The following is a 20,166-nucleotide window of genomic DNA, read 5'->3' as shown; positions in this document are numbered from 1 at the left end:
GGCCGATGCACGGGGGGCGCACGGATTCATGGTGCGCCGGAAGCGGACGGCGCCGCGCGCCCGCCGGACGTCCCGCCCGTCCCGCACCGCGTCCGCAAAGCGAACGGCGGCTCCGCATAGTGCAATTGTTCTGCTCAAGTCAAGGTCTGTCTTTTCCGGTGAACCTCTAGTCAAATGTCGTCACTTGAATACACGCGTTGATCACGTGTGCGCGGACTGTGCTCTGTCCTTGTCCCCCCATCCGCGCGCGTGGACGCGGGGGAGGAAGTCAAGTGACCAGAAGATCCTGGACGTTCAGAACGGCGGCGACCGCCGTCGCACTCGCCGCCGCCACCGCGACGCTCTCCGCGGCGGGCGTCGCCCAGGCGGACGCGCCCGCCAAGCCGGAGGCCGTGGACCGCCACGACCCGCACCCCGCGAAGGACATGCACTCGCATGACCTCAAGGGCCCCATGAGCGACACTCAGGCGGCCCAGCGCGAGGAGGCCCTCAAGCAGGTCATCTCCGGCAAGGCCTCGGTGAAGAAGAAGGACGGCTCCAACGTCGTCCAGCTCAAGAGCAAGAAGGGCGACGCCAAGTACGTCGAGCTGGGCCGGGAGAAGACCGACAAGATCTTCACCATCCTGGTCGAGTTCGGCGACGAGATCGACAGCCGCTACGGCGGCGAGGCCGGCCCGCTGCACAACCAGATAGCCAAGCCCAACCGGCGGACCGACAACTCCACGGCCTGGAAGGAGGACTACGACCAGCAGCACTTCCAGGACCTGTACTTCGGCTCCGGCAAGGGCGTCGACTCGGTCAAGACGTACTACGAGAAGCAGTCCTCCGGCCGCTACTCGGTCGAGGGCGAGGTCTCCGACTGGGTCAAGGTCCCCTACAACGAGGCCCGCTACGGCAACAACGCCTGCGGCGACACCAACTGCCCGAGCGTGTGGAACGTCGTCAGCGACGGGCTGAACGCCTGGGTCGAGCAGCAGAAGGCGGCCGGCCGCACCGACGCCCAGATCAAGGCCGACGTCGCCCGCTTCGACGAGTGGGACCGCTACGACTTCGACGGCGACGGCGACTTCAACGAGCCCGACGGCTACATCGACCACTTCCAGATCGTGCACGCCGGTGAGGACGAGTCCGCCGGTGGCGGCGCCCAGGGCACCGACGCGATCTGGGCCCACCGCTGGTACGCCTTCGGCACCGACGCCGGCGCCACCGGACCCGAGCAGAACAGGCTCGGCGGCGCGCAGATCGGCTCCACCGGCATCTGGGTCGGCGACTACACGGTCCAGCCGGAGAACGGCGGACTCGGCGTCTACGCCCACGAGTACGGCCACGACCTCGGCCTGCCGGACCACTACGACACCGCCGGCGGCGAGAACTCCACCGGCTTCTGGACGCTGATGTCGTCCGGCTCCTGGCTCGGCACCGGCCGCAACGAGATCGGTGACCTGCCCGGCGACATGACCGCCTGGGACAAGCTCCAGCTCGGCTGGCTCAACTACGACACCGCCAAGGCGGGCGTCAACTCCTGGCACAAGCTGGGCGTCGCCGAGTACAACACCAAGCACAAGCAGGCCCTGGTCGTCGAACTGCCCGAGAAGGCGGTCACCACCGAGATCGTCCCGCCCGCCGAGGGCGAGACCCAGTGGTGGAGCGGCAGCGGTGACAACCTCAGCAACACGCTGAGCCGTCCGGTCGACCTGACCGGCAAGTCGAAGGCCGAGCTGACCTACGACGGCTGGTACGACATCGAGGCCAACTACGACTACCTCTACACCGAGGTCTCCACCGACGGCGGCGCCAACTGGACCGCCATCGACGGCACGGTGGACGGCCAGCCGATCCCGCGCGACGCCGCCGACAAGCCGGCCCTGCACGGCACGCTGGACGCCTACTCGAAGTTCGCGTTCTCCCTCGACGCCTACGCCGGCAAGAAGATCGACATCCGCTTCCGCTACCAGACCGACGGCGGCGTGGCCCAGAAGGGCTTCACGGCCGACTCGATCACGGTGACCGCGGACGGCGAGGCGCTCTTCACCGACAACGCCGAGACCGCGGACGCCGCCTGGAGCGCCGACGGCTTCACCCGCAAGGGCGCGTCCTTCACCGAGGACTACGCGCAGTACTACATCGCCGAGAACCGGCAGTACGTGTCGTACGACAAGACGCTGAAGACCGGCCCGTACAACTTCGGCTTCACGGACCGCCCGAACTGGGTGGAGCACTACGCCTACCAGAACGGCCTGCTGATCTGGAAGTGGGACACCTCCCAGGCGGACAACAACACCAGCCAGCACCCGGGCACCGGCCTGGTCCTGCCGGTCGACTCGCACCCGACCGCGATGAAGTGGAAGGACGGCACCCTGCTGCGCAACCGCGTCCAGTCGTACGACTCGCCGTTCAGCCGCTACCGCACGCAGGGCATGACCCTGCACAAGGCGGACGTCGCGAAGTACTTCCCGGGCTCGAAGGGCGTCTCGGTCTTCAACGACCGCAAGAACGACTACTACGACGAGTCGAACCCGACCGGCGGCGTCAAGATCACTGACACCAACACGAAGATCAAGATCCTCAAGGAGGCCAGGAACGGCTCGACGATCGAGCTCGAGGTCGGTCCTGCGGGCAGGTAAATAGCATCTGCCCAGGTCAGAGCATGATCGGCGGTGACCCCCTGGCGGGTCGCCGCCGATCCGTGTTTAGGTGCGTCCTGTGGTTCTCTTATTGACACCTGGTCCGAGAAGCGGACCGGCACCGGCTGACACGGGGGTATGACCGCATGGCCCAGGGAGGCTTCAGCAAGCTGCCGAACGGCACGGTGGTGGTGGCACTCAACCTGCCCAGCCCCGCCACGCCGGAGGGCAGCGTGCGCTTTCTCGTCCACGCCCAGAACCGGGCGCGTGCCCTGACCAGGCTGCGCAACCTGGGGCTGCGGGCGGTCTACCTGCGGGGCAACGCCGCCCCGCCGACCCCGGACGAGATCACCGCGGTCCTGCACCACCCCGACGGCCTCATATGGCGCACCGCCCCGGTGGCCGGCGTCCCGGGCGGGCCCGAGCGCGTCCAGGAGCTGTGGCACCCGATCCGGGCGCTCCTCAGACGCCCGGCGCCGCAGCCGTAGCCGCAGCCGCAGCCGCAGCCGCAGCCGCAGCCGCAGCCGCGGCCCGGCCCGGGGGCGGCGGGCGCTACTGGACGACCGGCTTCCCGGTCAGCTCCACGCCCGCCTCCCGCAGCTGCTCCATCGCCCGCTCGGTGGTCTCGGGGGCCACCCCGGCGGTCAGGTCGAGCAGCACCTGCGTACGGAAGCCCTCGCGGGCCGCGTCCAGGGCGGTGGCCCGCACGCAGTGGTCGGTGGCGATGCCCACCACGTCGACCTCGTCCACCTCACGGGCCCGCAGCCAGTCGGCGAGCGTCGTGCCGTTCTCGTCGGTGCCCTCGAAGCCGCTGTAGGCCGCCGAGTACGCGCCCTTGTCGAAGACGGCGTCTATCGCGCCGGAGGCGACGGCGGGGGCGAAGTTCGGGTGGAAGCCGACGCCCTCCGTGCCGGCCACGCAGTGCGCGGGCCAGGAGTGGACGTAGTCCGGGTTGTCGGCGAAGTGGCCGCCCGGCGCGACGTGGTGGTCGCGGGTGGCCACGACGTGGCGGTAGCCGGCGGGCGCCTGCCCGATCAGCTCGGTGATGGCGGCGGCCACGTCGGCACCGCCGGTCACCGCAAGGCTGCCTCCCTCGCAGAAGTCGTTCTGCACGTCTACGACGATCAGGGCGCGGCGCATGGTCGGTGTCCTTCGGCTGGATGGGCTGTGGGGTAGGAGGGGCGGAGGTCGCGCGGTGGGGACGGATCGGTGGGTGGTGCGGCGCCGGTCGGACCGCACCAGCTTTAGCTACCCGAGCCCTCGTGCGCGTACTCCGTCGGAATGACGGGTTCCCCTCGGGAGAGCTGCGTCGCGGACAGCGGGAGGCCCGCGCGGGCGGCCGCGTGCCGGTCCCGGGCGGCGTCCAGCGGCTCGCGGGCGACCACGTCGCCGCCCTTGACCAGCTCGACCAGGAGCTGCCGGCCGGCGAGGTCGTCGGGCACCGGCCCGGTGCCGACCACCTCGGCCTCGGCGTACCCGTGGGAGTCCAGCCGCCGGGCGGCCCACTTGCGGCCGCCGACCGAGGTCTTGCCGCCGCTGGACCTCTTCGCCACCGGCACCAGCGGCGCCCCCTCCTCGCCGGACTCGGCGCGGGCGACCAGCTTGTAGACCATGGAGGCCGTCGGGTGCCCGGAGCCGGTCACCAGCTGGGTGCCGACGCCGTACGCGTCCACGGGCGCCGCCGCCAGCGAGGCGATGGCGTACTCGTCCAGGTCCGAGGTCACGACGATCTTCGTGTCCCGGGCGCCCAGCTCGTCCAGCTGCTGGCGCACCCGGTGGGCGACCAGCAGCAGGTCGCCGGAGTCGATGCGCACGGCGCCCAGCTCGGGCCCGGCGATCTCCACGGCCGTGCGGACGGCCTCGGCGACGTCGTAGGTGTCCACGAGCAGCGTCGTGCCCCTGCCCATCGCCTCCACCTGGGCCCGGAAGGCGTCGCGCTCGTTGTCGTGGAGCAGGGTGAAGGCGTGGGCGGAGGTGCCGACGGTGGGGATGTTGTAGCGGAAGCCGGCGGCCAGGTCGGAGGTGGTCGCGAAGCCGCCGACGTAGGCGGAGCGGGCGGCGGCGACCGCGGCCAGCTCGTGGGTGCGGCGGGCGCCCATCTCGATCAGTGGGCGGTCCCCGGCGGCCGAGGCCATCCGGGAGGCGGCCGCGGCGATCGCCGAGTCGTGGTTGAGGATGGAGAGGATCACCGTCTCCAGCAGCACGCACTCGCCGAAGGTCCCCTCCACCCGCATGATCGGGGAGCCCGGGAAGTACACCTCGCCCTCGGGGTAGCCCCAGATGTCGCCGCTGAAGCGGTACTGGGCGAGCCAGTCCAGGGTCTCCTCGTCGACGATGTCCCGCTCGCGCAGGAAGCGCAGGACGCCCGCGTCGAAGCGGAAGTTCTCCACCGCGTCCAGCACCCGCCCGGTGCCCGCCACGACGCCGTAGCGCCGCCCGTTGGGCAGTCGCCGCGTGAAGACCTCGAACACGCTGCGCCGCCCGGCCGTGCCCGCCTTCAGGGCGGCCCGCAGCATCGTCAGCTCGTACTGGTCCGTGAAGAGCGCCGTCGAGGGGACGTCCACCGGCAGCCCAAGGTCCGCTGTGTTCATGACCGGGATCGTACCCCCATTTCGTCAGTCTGACGATTTATGGTTCCGTGGCGCCCGCCACAGGCCCGTTTGTGCGGGTGCCCCCCTGTGGTGGCAGCATGGGCCATGTGACGGCAGCCGCACCCATGGAGATCGAGAAGACCGAGTCGGCGGAGGAGGTCTTCGCCGTACCCGAGCCCGACGTGCCCTGGGTGACGATCGTGCACAACGACCCCGTCAACCTCATGAGCTACGTGACGTACGTCTTCCAGTCCTACTTCGGCTACTCGAAGGACAAGGCGACCAAGCTCATGATGGACGTCCACCACAAGGGCCGGGCGGTGGTGTCCAGCGGCTCGCGCGAGGAGATGGAGCGGGACGTCCAGGCCATGCACGGCTACGGTCTGTGGGCCACCCTCCAGCAGGACCGGAAGTGACCGGAAATGATCCACGCCCGCCCGCAGGACGGAAGTAGCTGAATCACCTCCATGCCAGGACAGTTCGAACCGCTCCCCGGCGGCGGCGCGGCCGTCGCCCTCGACGACGTCGAGATCTCCATCATCCGGTCCCTGGCCGTGCAGCTCCTGGAGCTGATCGGCCCCGGTCCCGCCGAGGACGCCTCCGGCGACCCGCTCGCCGAGCTCTTCGCCGAGGGCCCGAGCGAGCCGCCCTCCGACCCCGTGCTGCGACGCCTGTTCCCGGACGCCTACGGCGACCCCGCCGCCGCCCCGCAGGCCGCGGAGGCCGAGGAGCAGCGGGCCTCCTCCGCAGAGTTCCGCCGCTACACCGAGAACGACCTGCGGGCCGGCAAGCGCGACAACGCCCTCGCGGTGGTCCGCACCCTGGACGCCCTCTCCTCGGCGTCGGCGGGCGAGGACGGCGCGGTGCTGAAGCTGTCGCCCGAGGAGTCCCAGCAGTGGCTGCGCGCCCTGAACGACCTGCGCCTGGCGATCGGCTCCCGGCTGGAGATCGCCGACGAGGACGACACGGACCTGCTCTACCGGCTCCCCGACGAGGACCCGCGCAAGCCGATGGTGATGGCGTACCTGTGGCTCGGTGGGCTCCAGGAGTCGTTGGTATCGACCCTCATGCCCTGATTGTCGGGCCTGGTGTCCGCTCAGCGGACGCTCAAATCCGGGTAATGATCTCGTCAAGGAGTCATCCCTCTTCGCCCGCCTCGAGCGCCCTTTGTCCTGTTATGCCTGTGTGACGCGTCACACCGCGCCCCTGTGATCGACATCGCGGCCGTGGTAAATCTTCACGACCGCCCGGCGAACACCACCCGAATGTTCGGCCGGGTGCGCCACCGAGCCGGCGGACCGCCGGCCAGGCAGTGAGCGGGACGTGAGGCCCGCTCAGCTCCATCATCCGGGGGGATCGAGACCCGATCCGCGGCCGACGGAAGGCCCGGGTCGGCATGGAGAAAGGCGCACCACACATGACCTCTGCGCAGGTCGACACGGAGAAAGCACCCGAAGAGGGCTACGAGCGCGGACTCAACAGCCGTCAGGTCCAGATGATCGCGATCGGCGGCGCCATCGGCGTCGGTCTCTTCCTGGGTGCCGGGGCCAACATCGCCAAGGCCGGGCCCAGCATCATCCTCATGTACGCCCTCGCGGGCGTGATCATCTTCTTCATCATGCGGGCACTCGGCGAGCTGCTCCTCTACCGCCCCGTCTCCGGCTCCTTCGCCGAGTACTCGCGGGAGTTCCTCGGCCCCTTCTTCGGATACTTCACCGGCTGGACGTACTGGCTGATGTGGGTGGTCACCGGCATGGCGGAGCTCACCGCCGCCGCCATCTACATCCACTACTGGTTCCCGGAGATCCCGCAATGGGTCTCCGCCCTCGTCTTCCTCGTCCTGCTCTTCGTCGCCAACCTGATCTCGGTCAAGCTGTTCGGCGAGATCGAGTTCTGGTTCTCGATGGTCAAGGTCACCGCCATCATCGGCATGATCGTGATCGGCATCGGCGTCCTCACCCTGGGCTTCAGCCAGGCCGGCGACACCGCCGCCGTCTCCAACCTGTGGGAGTTCGACGGCTTCTTCCCCAAGGGCATCGGCTCGTCCCTGATGACCCTCCAGGGCGTCATGTTCGCCTACCTCGCCGTCGAGCTGGTCGGCGTCACCGCCGGCGAGTCGGAGAACCCGGAGAAGACCCTGCCCAGGGCGATCAACACCCTGCCCTGGCGCATCGCCCTCTTCTACGTCGGCGCCCTCACCGTCATCCTGGCGGTGGTCAAGTGGACCGAGTTCGCCGAGGGCGTCAGCCCGTTCGTGGAGGCCTTCGCGGTCATCGGCATCCCGGCCGGCGCCGGCATCGTCAACTTCGTCGTGCTCACCGCCGCCCTGTCCTCCTGCAACTCCGGCATGTACTCCACGGGCCGCATGCTGCGCACCCTCGCGGACAACGGCGAGGCCCCCGGCGTCTTCAGGCGGCTGTCGTCCACCAAGACCCCGGCCATCGGCATCGGCGTCTCGGTGGTCTTCATGGGCATCGGCGTGGTCCTCAACTACACCGTCCCCGAGAAGGCGTTCGGCTACGTCACCTCCGTGGCCACCGCCGCCGGCATCTGGACCTGGCTGATGATCCTGATCAGCCACGTCAGGTACCGGAGCAAGGTCGTCGCGGGCCGCCTGCCCGCCTCCTCCTTCCCGGCGCCGGGCGGCTCGGTGTGCTCCTGGATCGCCATCGTCTTCCTCCTCTTCGTCACCTGCCTGATCGCCTACGACGCCGACGCCCGCGTCTGCCTGTACGTGATGGCCGGCTGGGCCGCCGCCCTCGGCATCGGCTGGGCCGTGCTCAAGAGCCGCAACCCGGAGGTCACCGAGCGGCGTGGCGAGCCCGACCTCGAGAAGATCGTCTGACCTGCGCGTTCTCGCGCATCCGGGACGTCCGGTCACCGGGGACGCTCGTGGCGTCCTCACCGGCCGCCGCTCAGGACGTCCAGCATGTGGGCCACCCCGTACCACCCACCGGTACGGGGTGGCCCTTCTGCTTATCCTGGCCGCATGCTGACCATCACCCAGGCCCTGTACGACCAGATCGTCGCCCACGCGCGCGCGGACCACCCCGACGAGGCGTGCGGCGTGGTGGCCGGTCCTGTGGGCGAGGGCCGCCCCGAGCGGTTCGTCCCGATGCTCAACGCGGCCCGCTCGCCCACCTTCTACGAGTTCGACTCGCAGGACCTGCTCAAGCTCTACCGCGAGATGGACGACCGCGACGAGGAGCCGGTGGTCATCTACCACTCCCACACCGCCACCGAGGCCTACCCCTCCCGCACCGACATCACCTACGCCAACGAACCCGGCGCCCACTACGTCCTGGTCTCCACCGCCGACACCGACGGCGCCGGAGAATTCCAGTTCCGCTCGTTCCGCATCCTGGACGGAGAGGTGACGGAGGAGGAGGTCAAGGTCGTGGACGCGTACTGAATCTCCACTCGTATCGCATCGCGGATGGAAGGCGTCCAGCAGATGAGATCACACTCCGGAAGCCGGTCCGGGAATCGATACGATGAGCCCATGGTTCTTCTCGACGTGAGCGAAAAGGCGCCGGGCACGCTGCTCGTGGCGCGGCTGCACGTCGACCTGTGCAGGCTGAACAGCGCCATCTGTTGATCTCCCGCTGCCGCCGTACGGCCGCCGGACGGCCGTACGCCGCGGTGCGGGCTGCCGCGTGCCGCCGCGCGCCTCACCGAACCCACGACACCTTCCGACAGGAGCCCTCAGCCATGGCCATCGAGGTCCGCATCCCGACCATCCTCCGCCAGTACACCGACGGCCAGAAGGCGGTGGAGGGCACCGGGGACACCCTCGCCCAGCTCTTCGCCGACCTCGAGACCCGGCACACGGGCATCCGGGAGCGACTCATCGACAAGGCGAACGGGGAGCAGCTGCGCCGCTTCGTCAACGTCTACCTGAACGACGAGGACGTCCGCTTCCTCGACGGCATCGACACCAAGCTGTCCGACGGCGACAGCATCACGATCCTGCCGGCCGTCGCCGGCGGTATGGCCTGATCGGGATGCGTTACGACTCCCCGCTGGCCGCGGTGGGCAACACCCCTCTGGTGCGCCTGCCGCGGCTCTCGCCGTCCGACGACGTCCGCGTCTGGGCCAAGCTGGAGGACCGCAACCCCACCGGCTCGATCAAGGACCGCCCCGCGCTCCACATGATCGAGCAGGCCGAGAAGGACGGCCGGCTCACCCCGGGCCGCACCATCCTCGAGCCCACCAGCGGCAACACCGGCATCTCGCTCGCCATGGCCGCCAAGCTCAAGGGCTACCGCATCGTCTGCGTCATGCCCGAGAACACCTCCCAGGAGCGCCGCGACCTGCTCGCCATGTGGGGCGCGGAGATCATCTCCTCCCCGGCCGCGGGCGGCTCCAACACCGCCGTACGGGTCGCCAAGGAACTCTCCGCCGAGCACCCCGACTGGGTGATGCTCTACCAGTACGGCAACCCGGACAACGCCGGCGCGCACTACGCCGGCACCGGCCCCGAGATCCTCGCCGACCTCCCGTCCATCACCCACTTCGTCGCCGGCCTCGGCACCACCGGCACCCTCATGGGCGTCGGCCGGTACCTGCGCGAGCACAAGCCCGACGTGAAGATCGTCGCCGCCGAACCGCGCTACGACGACCTGGTCTACGGCCTGCGCAACCTCGACGAGGGCTTCGTGCCCGAGCTGTACGACGCCTCCGTCCTCACCACCCGCTTCTCCGTCGGCTCGGCCGACGCGGTGACCCGCACCCGGGAGCTCCTCCAGCAGGAGGGCATCTTCGCGGGCGTCTCCACCGGAGCCGCCCTGCACGCCGCGATCGGCGTCGGGAAGAAGGCGGTGAAGGCGGGCGAGAGCGCCGACATCGTGTTCGTCGTCGCCGACGGCGGCTGGAAGTACCTGTCCACCGGCGTCTACACCGCGACCACCACCGAAGAGGCCATCGACACCCTCCAGGGCCAGCTCTGGGCCTAGGGGGCGTCGTTCGGATCAGGCCGGGGTCTCGGGGCCCGGCACGCACGTCCGCGGCGTCGTCGTCGGTTGCCGGCTCCGCCGCGCTCGACTGCGCTCGCGCGGGGGGACCCCCATCGCGTCGACGCCCTCCTCCGCCTCGTAGCCGCACGCACCAGGCCCCGCTCGGGTCGGCCACAAGGCGCTGTGACTCGGAGTCGGCCTGATCCGAACGACACCTCCTGATCGCCGCTCACCGGGCGAGGTGACGCACCTGGTCCCACAGGGCCGGGTCCACCTCGCCCACCCGGCGCCGGAAGTCCCGCACCGGCACCCGGCGCAGCTCGTCCGTCTCCAGGAAGCTGGTCCGCCCCCGCGCGTCGCCCACCGACCCCGGCGGCAGCGTGATCACCCCGGCGCGCTCCTCCCGGTACCGGCTGGTGATCTTCGCGACCAGCGCGCGCCGCCCGCGCACCGAGATCACCAGGCACGGCCGGTCCTTCGCGCCCTCCGTGTCCTCGTACGGCACGTTCGCCCACCAGATCTCCGCGGGCCGCGGCCGGGCCGCCCGCCCCCTCGGCCCCGTGGGCCGCCCCGGCGGACGCCGGCTGCCCCCCGGACGCGGCGGCCGCCGCCCCCGCCCCCACCCGTCGACGATCACGGCGACGAAGGCGAGCAGTACCACCGCCGCGAAGGCGAGCCACCAGGACGTGTCCATACCAACGACCGTACCGGCGCACACCACGCTCGCGCGCCCCCTCCCCGGCCCCGCGCGCCCCTGGTCCAGCCGAACCGGTGACAGCACAGGTGAGTTCGCCCACAACGGCCCCTGGCGGAGGAGCGACCAAAGGTTTTGCGCCTTACGCTCGACAAACCGCACGACCCCCGTCTCTCCACACGCGCCAGCGGAGGTTTCTGCTTCATGAAGCTCACCGTCGTCGGCTGCTCGGGGTCGTTCCCGTCCGCGGAATCGGCCTGCTCGAGCTACCTCGTCGAGGCCGACGGCTTCCGGCTGCTCCTCGACATGGGCAACGGTGCCCTGGGCGAGCTGCAGCGCCACTGCGGTCTCTACGACCTCGACGCGATCTTCCTCAGCCACCTGCACGCCGACCACTGCATCGACATGTGCGGCTACTTCGTCGCGCGCTACTACCGGCACGACGGCGGCCGCTGCGGCCCCCTCCCGGTCTACGGCCCCGAGGGCACCGAGCACCGGCTCACCACGGCCTACGCCGACACCCCCTCGGCCTCCTCCATGAGCGAGGTCTTCGACTTCCACACGGTCAAGCCGGGCACCTTCGAGATCGGCCCGTTCACCGTGCACACCGACCGCGTCGCCCACCCCGTGGAGGCCTACGGCATCCGCGTCGAACACGGCGGCCGGTCACTGACCTACTCCGGGGACACGGGCGTCACCGCCGCACTGGACGAACTCGCCCGCGACACCGACCTCTTCCTGTGCGAGGCCGCCTTCACGCACGGCAAGGAGAGCATCCCCGACCTGCACCTCAACGGCCGCGAGGCGGGCGAGACGGCCACCCGCGCCGCCGCCCGGCGCCTGGTCCTCACCCACATCCCGCCGTGGACCGACCCCCGCGTCAACCTCGCCGACGCCCGCGAGGCCTACGCCGGGCCGGTGGAGGCGGCGGCGGCCGGGGCGACGTACGAGATCTGAGCCCGGCACGGCGAAGGCCCCCGAACCGCTTCTTCCGGTCCGGGGGCCTTCGTCATGCCGTGCGGGGGAGGCTCACGCCTTCGTGAGGTCCTCGATCTCCTCCTCGGGCTCGCGGCCCGGGGTCTTCAGGTCGAACTTGACGATCGCGAAGCGGAACGTCACGTAGTAGATCACCGCGAAGACCAGACCGATCGGGATGATCAGCCATGGCTTGGTGGCCAGGTGCCAGTTCAGCGCGTAGTCGATGAAGCCGGCCGAGAAGTTGAAGCCGGCGTGCACACCCAGGCCCCACGTGACCGCCATCGAGATCGCGGTGAGCACCGCGTGCAGCACGTACAGGACCGGCGCGATGAACATGAACGAGAACTCGATCGGCTCGGTCACACCCGTCACGAACGAGGTCGCGGCCAGGGAGACCATCATGCCCATAACGGCCTTGCGGCGCTCCGGACGGGCGCAGTGCGCGATGGCGATCGCGGCGGCCGGCAGACCGAACATCATGATCGGGAAGAAGCCGGACTGGAAGATGCCGGCGTCCGGGTCACCGGCCAGGAAGCGGGTGATGTCACCGTGCACGACGTCACCGGCGGCGTTGGTGAAGTCACCGAGCTGGAACCAGGCCACCGTGTTCACGAACTGGTGCATGCCGACCGGGATCAGCGCGCGGTTCACACCGCCGAAGAGGGCCGCGCCACCGGCGCCGAGACCGGTCATCCACTCGCCGAAGTCCGAGATGCCCTCACCGATGGGCTCCCAGACCAGACCGAAGAAGACACCGACCACGATGCCGACGAAGGCCATGATGATCGGCACCAGACGGCGGCCGTTGAAGAAGCCGAGCCAGTCCACCAGCTTCTTGCGGTGGTACCGCTGCCACAGCACGGCGGCGAGCAGCCCCATGATGATGCCGCCGAGCACCCCCGGGTCGTTGTACGTGGCCGCGACGTCCTCGCCGTTCTTGACCACCGCCTCGGTGACCGGGAAGGCCTCCAGGACCTTGCTGTAGACCAGGAAGCCGACCACCGCGGCCAGCGCGGTCGAACCGTCCGCCTTCTTGGCGAAGCCGATGGCCACGCCTATGCAGAACAGGATCGGCAGCGAGCCGGTGAGGGCACCGCCCGCGTTGTTGAAGACGGCGGCGACCTTGTCCCAGCCCAGGCCGTCCTTGCCGAAGATGTCGTCCTGGCCGAGCCGGACCATGATGCCCGCCGCCGGCAGCACGGCGATCGGGAGCTGCAGGCTGCGGCCGACCTTCTGCAGACCCTGGAAAAGACCAGATCCCCGCTTCTTTGCGGGGGCCGCCTTGTCGGTGGCGGTGCTCATACTTCCTCCATCGGGTGGTGGTCTACACCACTCAGTGGTGTAGACCTGTTGTAGCACGATGAAGGCGGCGTAAGGAACCCGTGATTCCGCTACCGGAGCGCTACGCGCAGTACCGGTCCCGAGCCCCTGACGGCAGGCCCCTGAAGGCGTGCCGAAGGCCCCCGGACCGCCGGTCCGGGGGCCTTCGAAAGACCTTCCCCAAAGGGTACGCGAGGGCGCGAGAGGTCTAAACCTCCCTGCGAGGTCTACACCTTGGTGACGTCCTCCACCTCGTCCTCCGGCTCCCGCCCCGGCGTCTTCAGATCGAACTTCGTGATCGCGAACCGGAAGATCACGTAGTACACGACCGCGAAACACAGCCCGATCGGAATGATCAGCCACGGCTTCGTCGCCAGGTTCCAGTTGATGACGTAGTCGATCAGCCCCGCCGAGAAACTGAACCCGTCCTTCACGCCCAGCCCCCACGTCACCGCCATCGACACACCCGTCAGCACCGCGTGCACCGCATACAGCGCCGGAGCGATGAAGAGGAACGAGTATTCCAGCGGCTCCGTGATCCCCGTCACGAACGACGTCAGCCCCACCGACAGCATCAGACCGCCCACCTCCTTGCGGCGGTGCGGCTTCGCGCAGTGCGTGATCGCCAGCGCGGCGGCCGGCAGCGCGAACATCATGATCGGGAAGAAGCCCGTCGTGAACTGCCCCGCGTTCGGATCACCCGCCAGGAACATGTTGATGTCACCGTGCACCACCGTGCCGTCCGGCTTCGTGTACGAACCGAACTGGAACCACATCGGCACGTTCAGGAACTGATGCAGACCGATCACCAGCAACGCCCGGTTCGCCAGCCCGAACACACCCGCACCCCACGCGCCCAGCCCCGTCAGCCAGTCGCTGAAGCTCTCCAGCGCGTCACCGATCGGCGGCCACACCCACAGGCACAACGCCGCGAACGCGATCGCCACGAACGCCATGATGATCGGCACCAGCCGACGCCCGTTGAAGAACCCGAGCCAGTCCACCAGCTTCGTACGGTGGAACCGCTGCCAGAAGTACGCCGCCAGCAGCCCCATCACGATGCCGCCGAACACCCCCGGATTCTGGTACGTGAACGCCGTCACCGTCCCCGAACCGTCCGTCAGCCGGCACCCGACCTGCGGAACCGCCTCCGAACCCTCCGGACAGTCCTCCGGAAACTGCCGCAGCACGTTCCAGTAGACGAGGAACCCCGCCACCGCCGCCAGCGCCGTCGAACCGTCCGCCTTCTTCGCCATCCCGATGGCCACGCCCACGCAGAACAGCAGCGGCAGCCCCAGCGAACCGTCCAGCAGCGCGCCGCCCGCGCCGGTCATCACCTTCGAGACGTTCGTCCACCCCAGGCCGTCGTCACCGAAGACGTCCGGCTGCCCCAGACGATTGAGAATGCCCGCCGCGGGCAGGACCGCGATGGGCAACTGCAGACTGCGGCCCATCTTCTGCAGCCCCTGGAACGCCTTGTTCCAACGGGCCCGAGCAGGGCTGACCGCGCTGTCGGCACTCATCCGGTCTCCATCCGGTCGCCGGTACACTGGTGTAGACCAGTTGACAGACGGCTCCGCCGCCGTGACGCCATCATTCGGCACAAGCCCCACCGATGGCTCGCGAAGATGGGCCAACTGTGGGTTACTGCCACAAAGCGGTTCGGATCAGGGAGAAGAACATGGCCAGCAAGGCTGAGAAGATCGTCGCCGGCCTCGGCGGCTTGGACAACATCGAAGAGGTCGAAGGCTGCATCACCCGACTCCGCACCGAGGTCAACGACCCCGGCCTGGTCGACGAAGCCGCCCTGAAGGCCGCCGGCGCCCACGGCGTCGTCAAGATGGGCACCGCCATCCAGGTCGTCATCGGCACCGACGCCGACCCGATCGCCGCGGAAATCGAAGACATGATGTAAGCGCCCCGCGCGCACCGGGCGCCGAAAAGCGCCCCCAGGGGCCCTCCCGCCACACACCACGGGAAGGGCCCCTCCCCATGCCCCGCTAGGCTCACCCGCATGTCACGCATCGACGGCCGCACCCCCCAGCAGCTCCGCCCCGTCACCATCGAACGAGGCTGGAGCAAACACGCCGAAGGCTCCGTCCTCGTCTCCTTCGGCGACACCAAAGTCCTCTGCAACGCCTCCGTCACCGAAGGCGTCCCCCGCTGGCGCAAGGGCAGCGGCGAAGGCTGGGTCACCGCCGAATACGCCATGCTCCCCCGCGCCACCAACACCCGCGGCGACCGCGAGTCCGTCAAGGGCCGCATCGGCGGCCGCACCCACGAGATCAGCCGCCTCATCGGCCGTTCCCTGCGCGCCGTCATCGACTACAAGGCCCTCGGCGAGAACACCATCGTCCTCGACTGCGACGTCCTCCAGGCCGACGGCGGCACCCGCACCGCCGCCATCACCGGCGCCTACGTCGCCCTCGCCGACGCCATCACCTGGGCCCAGCACACCAAGAAGCTCATCAAGCCCAGCCGCAAGCCGCTGACCGGCACCGTCTCCGCCGTCTCCGTCGGCATCGTCGACGGCACCCCCCTCCTCGACCTGCGCTACGAGGAGGACGTCCGCGCCGACACCGACATGAACGTCGTCTGCACCGGCGACGGCCGCTTCGTCGAGGTCCAGGGCACCGCCGAGGCCGAGCCCTTCGACCGCGACGAGCTCAACACCCTCCTCGACCTCGCCGCCGCCGGCTGCACGGCACTGGCCGAACTCCAGCGCAAGGCGCTCGACACGGTCCTCGGAGAGTAAAGAGCGCGCCAAAAGCACGCCAAGAAAGGCGGCCCGGACACGCAACTCGACCGCCCGCCACAGCGTCACTAGCAGTACGAGCGGCAGCACAGCAGTTCTACGGGCGTACAGCCGAAGCCGGCTGTGCGCCCGCCGCCGCGCCGACCGAACACGGGCCGACCGGCCCTGTCCCAAGGGGAGGACCGAGACCCATGGCCGCGAGCCGCCACCGCCGCCTTCGCCGCACCACCGTCACCGCCGCAGCCGCGGCGGCCTTCGCCCTGACGGCCGGCCTCACCACCGGGTGCGACGCCGTCGACAAGGCACTCGACTGCGTCCAGACCGCCGACGCCATCGCCGACAGCGTCACCGCCCTCCAGCAGGCCGTGGAGAACGCGTCCAACGACCCGACGCAGCTCGAGGAGTCCCTCAACTCCATAGACAAGAACCTCGACGAGATCGGCGACCAGACCGACAACGCGGACGTCGGCAAGGCCGTCGACGACCTCGGCAAGGCCGTCGACAACGTCCGCACCTCCGTCGAGAACGGCGACAACACCCCCGACCTCGCCCCGGTCACCGACGCGGCCGGCGAACTGACCAAGGTCTGCACGCCGTGATCCAGGGGTCATGGTGTCCGGAATACTGGACGCCATGACCCGCCTGATCCTCGCCACCCGCAACGCCGGAAAGATCACCGAACTCCGGGCCATCCTCGCCGACGCGGGCCTGCCCCACGACCTCGTCGGCGCGGACGCCTACCCGGAGATCCCCGACGTCAAGGAGACCGGCGTCACCTTCGCCGAGAACGCCCTCCTCAAGGCCCACGCCCTCGCCCGGGCCACCGGCCTGCCCGCCGTCGCCGACGACTCCGGCCTCTGCGTCGATGTCCTGAACGGCGCGCCGGGCATCTTCTCCGCCCGCTGGGCCGGCCGCCACGGCGACGACAAGGCCAACCTCGACCTCCTCCTCGCCCAGATCGCCGACATCGCCGACGAACACCGAGCCGCCCACTTCGCCTGCGCGGCGGCCCTCGCCCTGCCCGATGGCACGGAACGGGTCGTCGAGGGCCAGTTGAAGGGCACCCTCCGCCACACCCCCGCCGGCACGGGCGGCTTCGGCTACGACCCGATCCTCCAACCGGAGGGCGAGACGAGGACGTGCGCGGAGCTCACGGCGGAGGAGAAGAACGCGATCAGCCACCGAGGGAAGGCGTTCCGGGCACTGGTGCCGGTGGTGCGGGAGCTGCTCGGCTGACTACGCAACAGGGCCCCGCACCAACGAATCGAAGGTACGGGGCTCCTTCACTCTGTGGGCCCGGTGGGACTCGAACCCACGACACACCGGACCTAAACCGGCGCCCTCTTGGCCAGCTGGGGTACGGGCCCTTAGCGATGGCTACTCTACTGGGCGCGATGTGCGGTTCGTCGACCTCCCCGGCACCAGGTGCTGGTGATCGCGTGGCAGTTGGGACAGAGTAAGCGTAGGTTTTCGCGCCGATTGTCGCTCCAGTTTCCGTTGATGTGGTCGACCTCCAGCGTCATGGGCTTGCCGAACCACTCCGCGGCAACCCCGCACCTGGCGCACTTCTCGGGAACACCGATTTCGCGGAGCGCGCGGCGTAGTAGCGAGGTCTTTGTGCGGCGACTGTTGTCCTCGTGGACCAAAATGTTCTCGGCACGCTTGGTCGTTGAGCTTGCTTTGCCCCGCTGGTGTGCCTGCCCCAGGAAGTGGGAGGTGTCGATGTCGTCATCTGCGACCCACTGGTGAAACAGCCTGCGAAACCGGCCGTTGCTGGACTTACCCAAGGCCTTCAGAGCACCTGCGATGGAAATCGCTCCCGCTACCGCGCCTCGTAGCTCGTCTACGGTCGGTCTCGGGCAAGGGGCCGGGTCCCGTCGCCGACGTGGGAAGTGTGAGATGTCGATGCCGAAGTGCTCGAAGCGCTTGTACAGGTGTCGACGGAGATTGCGGTAGGGCTGCGTACCGAAGAAGGCGATGACCTCGTCGATGTTCGAACACCGGGCTGCGGCTTCGGCCAGCCGCTCGCGGGTGTACTGCGTGCCCATGGTCATGAGGCGCGCCCCTTGCTGCGGCCCCGGTACGTGTCCGTCGTCGAGTGACAGTTGGGACAGAGCATCCGAAGATTCGCGATCCGGTTGTTTCGCCAGTTGCCGTCGACGTGGTCGACCTCGAGAGGCAGCGGTTCCCCGAGCCACGCTGCCTCGATGCCGCAGAGCGCGCAGCGCTCCTCCATGCCGAGTTCGCGCATCGCCCTCTTCAGCCGGCTGCCCGGGATGCGCCTGGCGCGGGCCGACGTGTCTTCGACGAGGATTTCCTCGGCGGTTCGGCGTCGCTGGTTGTGCCGCTGCCGTTCCGTGCGGACCGCCGATGTGAAGTGCGACGTGTCGATGCCGTAAGCCTTGATACGTCGGGAGATGTTCGTGTGGTGTCCTCCGACCGGGTCGAGTCCGAGCCGCCGCAGGACCTCGTTGACGCTGGTCGACGCAGCGACCACGGGTTCAAGGACCTCCCTCGTCCACTTCGCACCCTCGCGCTCGAAGTGCGAGACATCCACCCCCAGCTTCCTCATCCGATCGAAGAGGTACCGACGCCTCCAGCTCTGCGGATCCACCCCCAACCGCACCAACGCCTCCGACAGCGTCCGCGCCCCCCGAGCCGCCTCCTCGAGCCGCTCCCTGCTGTACACACTCGCCCCCACCGATTCCCCTCCGTTTCCCGGCCACGCGTTCGCGGCCTCGTACGGAGTAACGAACCGTTTATCGGACAGTCACGCACGGCATGCGGAAGGGCCCGTACCGGAAGGCTTCGGCACGGGCCCCGCGAGGAAAGGAAGAGGTCAGATGCCCAGGTCCTTGATGATCTTGGCCACGTGGCCCGTCGCGCGGACGTTGTACAGGGCCCGTTCGACCTTGCCCTCCTCGTCCACCACGATCGTGGAGCGGATGACGCCCATGTAGGTCTTGCCGTAGTTCTTCTTCTCGCCGAAGGCGCCGTACTCGTCCAGGACCTTCTTGTCCGGGTCGGCGAGGAGGGTGACCTTCAGGGACTCCGTCTCGCGGAACTTGGCCAGCTTCTCCGGCTTGTCGGGGGAGATGCCGATGACGTCGTAACCGGCGCCGGCCAGCAGCTCCAGGTTGTCCGTGAAGTCGCACGCCTGCTTCGTGCAGCCGGGGGTAAGCGCGGCAGGGTAGAAGTAGACGATGACCTTGCGGCCCTTGTGGTCGGACAGGGACACCTCGTTGCCGTCGGCGTCCGGGAGGGTGAAGGCGGGGGCCGGGTCCCCGGGCTGGAGTCGCTCGCTCATCGATCCAGCGTAACCGGGGGTCCTGACAGTGCAGCGGGGCGTGGAGCTGACAGACTGTCCGGGACAGTGTCAGAGGACTTCGGAGGCGTACGGTGGCGGACACGTCGGACATCAGAACCCCGGCGCAGATCGAGGCGGACATCAAACGCCGTCGCGAGGTGCTGGCCGAGACGCTCGACGAGATCGGGATGCGCGTGCATCCCAAGACGATCGTCGACGACGCGAAGGCCAAGGTCGCCTCCAGCGTCGATCACACCCTCGGGCGTGCGTACGTCGGGGTGAACCGTGTGGTCAGCGACGTGAAGTCGCAGTTCGTGGACGAGGAGGGCGCGCCGCGGATGGAGCGGGTGGTGCCCGTCGCGCTCGTCGTGGTCGGGGTCGTGGGGCTGCTGGCCCTGGGCGGTACCCGGCGGGGCAAGCGCTGAGCCGGGGCAGGTAGGTTTCAGGGCGTGAGCGCCAAGAAGAACGAGCACCCGCAGGACGACAAGCTGCCGATCCGGATGCTGCACGACCGTGTACTCGTGCGGCAGGACACCGGTGAGGGCGAGCGGCGTTCGGGGGGCGGCATCCTGATCCCCGCGACGGCGGCCGTCGGCAAGCGGCTGGCCTGGGCCGAGGTCGTCGCGGTGGGGCAGAACGTGCGGACCGTGGAGCCGGGCGACCGGGTGCTGTACGACCCGGAGGACCGGGCGGAGGTCGAGGTGCGGGGTGTGGGCTACGTGCTGATGCGCGAGCGTGATCTGCACGCCGTGGCCGCGGACCGGTTCGAGGGGTCGGAGGATTCCACCGGGCTGTATCTCTGAATCAGAGCCGTAACGGGCTTCAGGGGCTGGTGACCGAGGTCACCGGCCCCTTTCCGCTGTTTTTGCTAGCTTGGGAAGCACCCCGACGAGACGCGCCGTACCGGGTTGAAGGAAAAGACGACGCACCCCGTTCAGTTCG

At 69.2% G+C, this 20,166-nt stretch carries 24 protein-coding genes, 1 tRNA gene and 1 riboswitch; of the genes, 16 read left to right on the top strand and 9 right to left on the bottom strand.

The annotated features are described in order from the left end of the window. Positions 1–272 precede the first annotated feature (272 nt). Positions 273–2,624, top strand: a complete 2,352-nt coding sequence (locus M6G08_RS05550; RefSeq protein WP_272586071.1) for an immune inhibitor A domain-containing protein — start codon at positions 273–275, stop codon at positions 2,622–2,624. A 146-nt stretch (positions 2,625–2,770) separates the two neighbouring features. Further along, positions 2,771–3,112, top strand: coding sequence for a hypothetical protein (locus M6G08_RS05545; protein ID WP_272586070.1), 342 nt, complete (start codon positions 2,771–2,773; stop codon positions 3,110–3,112). A 64-nt stretch (positions 3,113–3,176) separates the two neighbouring features. On the opposite strand, the gene M6G08_RS05540 is transcribed toward M6G08_RS05545, so the two are convergent. Together M6G08_RS05540 and M6G08_RS05535 are read right to left on the bottom strand one after the other, a co-directional pair. Beyond that, positions 3,177–3,764 carry a nicotinamidase gene (locus M6G08_RS05540; protein ID WP_272586069.1) on the bottom strand — a complete coding sequence of 196 codons (588 nt, stop codon included), beginning with the start codon at positions 3,762–3,764 and terminating at the stop codon, positions 3,177–3,179. A gap of 104 nt (positions 3,765–3,868) precedes the next feature. Beyond that, positions 3,869–5,215, bottom strand: coding sequence for a nicotinate phosphoribosyltransferase (locus M6G08_RS05535; protein WP_272586068.1), 1,347 nt, complete (start codon positions 5,213–5,215; stop codon positions 3,869–3,871). A gap of 98 nt (positions 5,216–5,313) precedes the next feature. Here M6G08_RS05535 and clpS point away from each other — a divergent pair, with 98 nt between their 5' ends. The 7 genes from clpS (at position 5,314) to M6G08_RS05505 (ending at position 10,170) form a co-directional block, all read left to right on the top strand. Beyond that, positions 5,314–5,631, top strand: a complete 318-nt coding sequence (clpS, locus tag M6G08_RS05530) for an ATP-dependent Clp protease adapter ClpS (protein WP_073723603.1) — start codon at positions 5,314–5,316, stop codon at positions 5,629–5,631. Between the two features lie 51 nt (positions 5,632–5,682). Next, positions 5,683–6,291 (top strand): DUF2017 domain-containing protein, encoded by a 609-nt coding sequence (locus M6G08_RS05525; protein ID WP_272586067.1) that lies wholly within the window; start codon positions 5,683–5,685, stop codon positions 6,289–6,291. Positions 6,292–6,632: 341 nt separating this feature from the next. After that, positions 6,633–8,060, top strand: a complete 1,428-nt coding sequence (locus M6G08_RS05520) for an amino acid permease (RefSeq protein ID WP_272586066.1) — start codon at positions 6,633–6,635, stop codon at positions 8,058–8,060. 144 nt (positions 8,061–8,204) lie between these two features. Then, positions 8,205–8,627, top strand: a complete 423-nt coding sequence (locus tag M6G08_RS05515; RefSeq protein WP_272586065.1) for a M67 family metallopeptidase — start codon at positions 8,205–8,207, stop codon at positions 8,625–8,627. A gap of 90 nt (positions 8,628–8,717) precedes the next feature. Further along, a complete protein-coding gene (locus M6G08_RS35845; RefSeq protein ID WP_310873142.1) occupies positions 8,718–8,813 on the top strand; it encodes a putative leader peptide in 96 nt (31 codons plus the stop codon). 113 nt (positions 8,814–8,926) lie between these two features. After that, the gene (locus M6G08_RS05510) at positions 8,927–9,214 is read left to right on the top strand and encodes a MoaD/ThiS family protein (RefSeq protein WP_272586064.1); all 288 of its coding nucleotides are present in this window, start codon (positions 8,927–8,929) and stop codon (positions 9,212–9,214) included. A gap of 5 nt (positions 9,215–9,219) precedes the next feature. After that, positions 9,220–10,170 carry a PLP-dependent cysteine synthase family protein gene (locus tag M6G08_RS05505; RefSeq protein WP_272586063.1) on the top strand — a complete coding sequence of 317 codons (951 nt, stop codon included), beginning with the start codon at positions 9,220–9,222 and terminating at the stop codon, positions 10,168–10,170. 229 nt (positions 10,171–10,399) lie between these two features. On the opposite strand, the gene M6G08_RS05500 is transcribed toward M6G08_RS05505, so the two are convergent. Then, positions 10,400–10,864, bottom strand: coding sequence for a type II toxin-antitoxin system PemK/MazF family toxin (locus M6G08_RS05500; protein ID WP_272586062.1), 465 nt, complete (start codon positions 10,862–10,864; stop codon positions 10,400–10,402). 204 nt (positions 10,865–11,068) lie between these two features. Between M6G08_RS05500 and M6G08_RS05495 the strand changes: the two genes are divergently transcribed. After that, positions 11,069–11,821: an MBL fold metallo-hydrolase gene (locus tag M6G08_RS05495; protein WP_272586061.1), complete on the top strand. Its 753-nt coding sequence runs from the start codon at positions 11,069–11,071 to the stop codon at positions 11,819–11,821. A gap of 72 nt (positions 11,822–11,893) precedes the next feature. Here M6G08_RS05495 and M6G08_RS05490 read toward each other — a convergent pair whose 3' ends face one another. Next, positions 11,894–13,144 (bottom strand): PTS transporter subunit EIIC, encoded by a 1,251-nt coding sequence (locus tag M6G08_RS05490; RefSeq protein ID WP_272586060.1) that lies wholly within the window; start codon positions 13,142–13,144, stop codon positions 11,894–11,896. Positions 13,145–13,389: 245 nt separating this feature from the next. Beyond that, positions 13,390–14,685, bottom strand: coding sequence for a PTS transporter subunit EIIC (locus M6G08_RS05485; protein WP_272591265.1), 1,296 nt, complete (start codon positions 14,683–14,685; stop codon positions 13,390–13,392). 92 nt (positions 14,686–14,777) lie between these two features. Between M6G08_RS05485 and M6G08_RS05480 the strand changes: the two genes are divergently transcribed. The 4 genes from M6G08_RS05480 to rdgB all read left to right on the top strand — a co-directional run bounded on the left by M6G08_RS05480 (position 14,778) and on the right by rdgB (position 17,153). Then, the gene (locus M6G08_RS05480; RefSeq protein WP_272586059.1) at positions 14,778–15,077 is read left to right on the top strand and encodes a PTS sugar transporter subunit IIB; all 300 of its coding nucleotides are present in this window, start codon (positions 14,778–14,780) and stop codon (positions 15,075–15,077) included. Positions 15,078–15,176: 99 nt separating this feature from the next. Beyond that, positions 15,177–15,917 carry a ribonuclease PH gene (gene rph, locus M6G08_RS05475; protein WP_272586058.1) on the top strand — a complete coding sequence of 247 codons (741 nt, stop codon included), beginning with the start codon at positions 15,177–15,179 and terminating at the stop codon, positions 15,915–15,917. A gap of 191 nt (positions 15,918–16,108) precedes the next feature. Next, entirely contained in the window at positions 16,109–16,516 is a 408-nt protein-coding gene (locus M6G08_RS05470; RefSeq protein ID WP_272586057.1) for a hypothetical protein, read from the top strand. Positions 16,517–16,550: 34 nt separating this feature from the next. After that, entirely contained in the window at positions 16,551–17,153 is a 603-nt protein-coding gene (gene rdgB, locus M6G08_RS05465; RefSeq protein WP_272586056.1) for an RdgB/HAM1 family non-canonical purine NTP pyrophosphatase, read from the top strand. A 55-nt stretch (positions 17,154–17,208) separates the two neighbouring features. On the opposite strand, the gene M6G08_RS05460 is transcribed toward rdgB, so the two are convergent. The 4 genes from M6G08_RS05460 to bcp all read right to left on the bottom strand — a co-directional run bounded on the left by M6G08_RS05460 (position 17,209) and on the right by bcp (position 19,224). Further along, positions 17,209–17,284 (bottom strand) — tRNA-Leu (locus M6G08_RS05460). A 15-nt stretch (positions 17,285–17,299) separates the two neighbouring features. Beyond that, positions 17,300–17,971 carry an HNH endonuclease signature motif containing protein gene (locus tag M6G08_RS05455; protein ID WP_272586055.1) on the bottom strand — a complete coding sequence of 224 codons (672 nt, stop codon included), beginning with the start codon at positions 17,969–17,971 and terminating at the stop codon, positions 17,300–17,302. Next, positions 17,968–18,618, bottom strand: a complete 651-nt coding sequence (locus M6G08_RS05450; RefSeq protein ID WP_272586054.1) for an HNH endonuclease signature motif containing protein — start codon at positions 18,616–18,618, stop codon at positions 17,968–17,970. Before M6G08_RS05450 ends, M6G08_RS05455 begins: the two co-directional genes overlap by 4 nt. 138 nt (positions 18,619–18,756) lie before the next feature. After that, entirely contained in the window at positions 18,757–19,224 is a 468-nt protein-coding gene (gene bcp / locus M6G08_RS05445) for a thioredoxin-dependent thiol peroxidase (protein ID WP_217249287.1), read from the bottom strand. A gap of 92 nt (positions 19,225–19,316) precedes the next feature. Here bcp and M6G08_RS05440 point away from each other — a divergent pair, with 92 nt between their 5' ends. After that, the gene (locus tag M6G08_RS05440; RefSeq protein ID WP_272586053.1) at positions 19,317–19,649 is read left to right on the top strand and encodes a DUF3618 domain-containing protein; all 333 of its coding nucleotides are present in this window, start codon (positions 19,317–19,319) and stop codon (positions 19,647–19,649) included. A 75-nt stretch (positions 19,650–19,724) separates the two neighbouring features. Then, the gene (locus M6G08_RS05435; protein WP_167307483.1) at positions 19,725–20,027 is read left to right on the top strand and encodes a GroES family chaperonin; all 303 of its coding nucleotides are present in this window, start codon (positions 19,725–19,727) and stop codon (positions 20,025–20,027) included. 63 nt (positions 20,028–20,090) lie between these two features. Beyond that, positions 20,091–20,154, top strand: a riboswitch (guanidine-III (ykkC-III) riboswitch). The last annotated feature ends 12 nt before the right edge of the window (positions 20,155–20,166 follow it).

The organism is Streptomyces sp. M92 (assembly GCF_028473745.1).
Taxonomy (GTDB): Bacteria; Actinomycetota; Actinomycetes; order Streptomycetales; family Streptomycetaceae; genus Streptomyces.
This window is presented reverse-complemented; position numbering and strand designations above follow the sequence as displayed.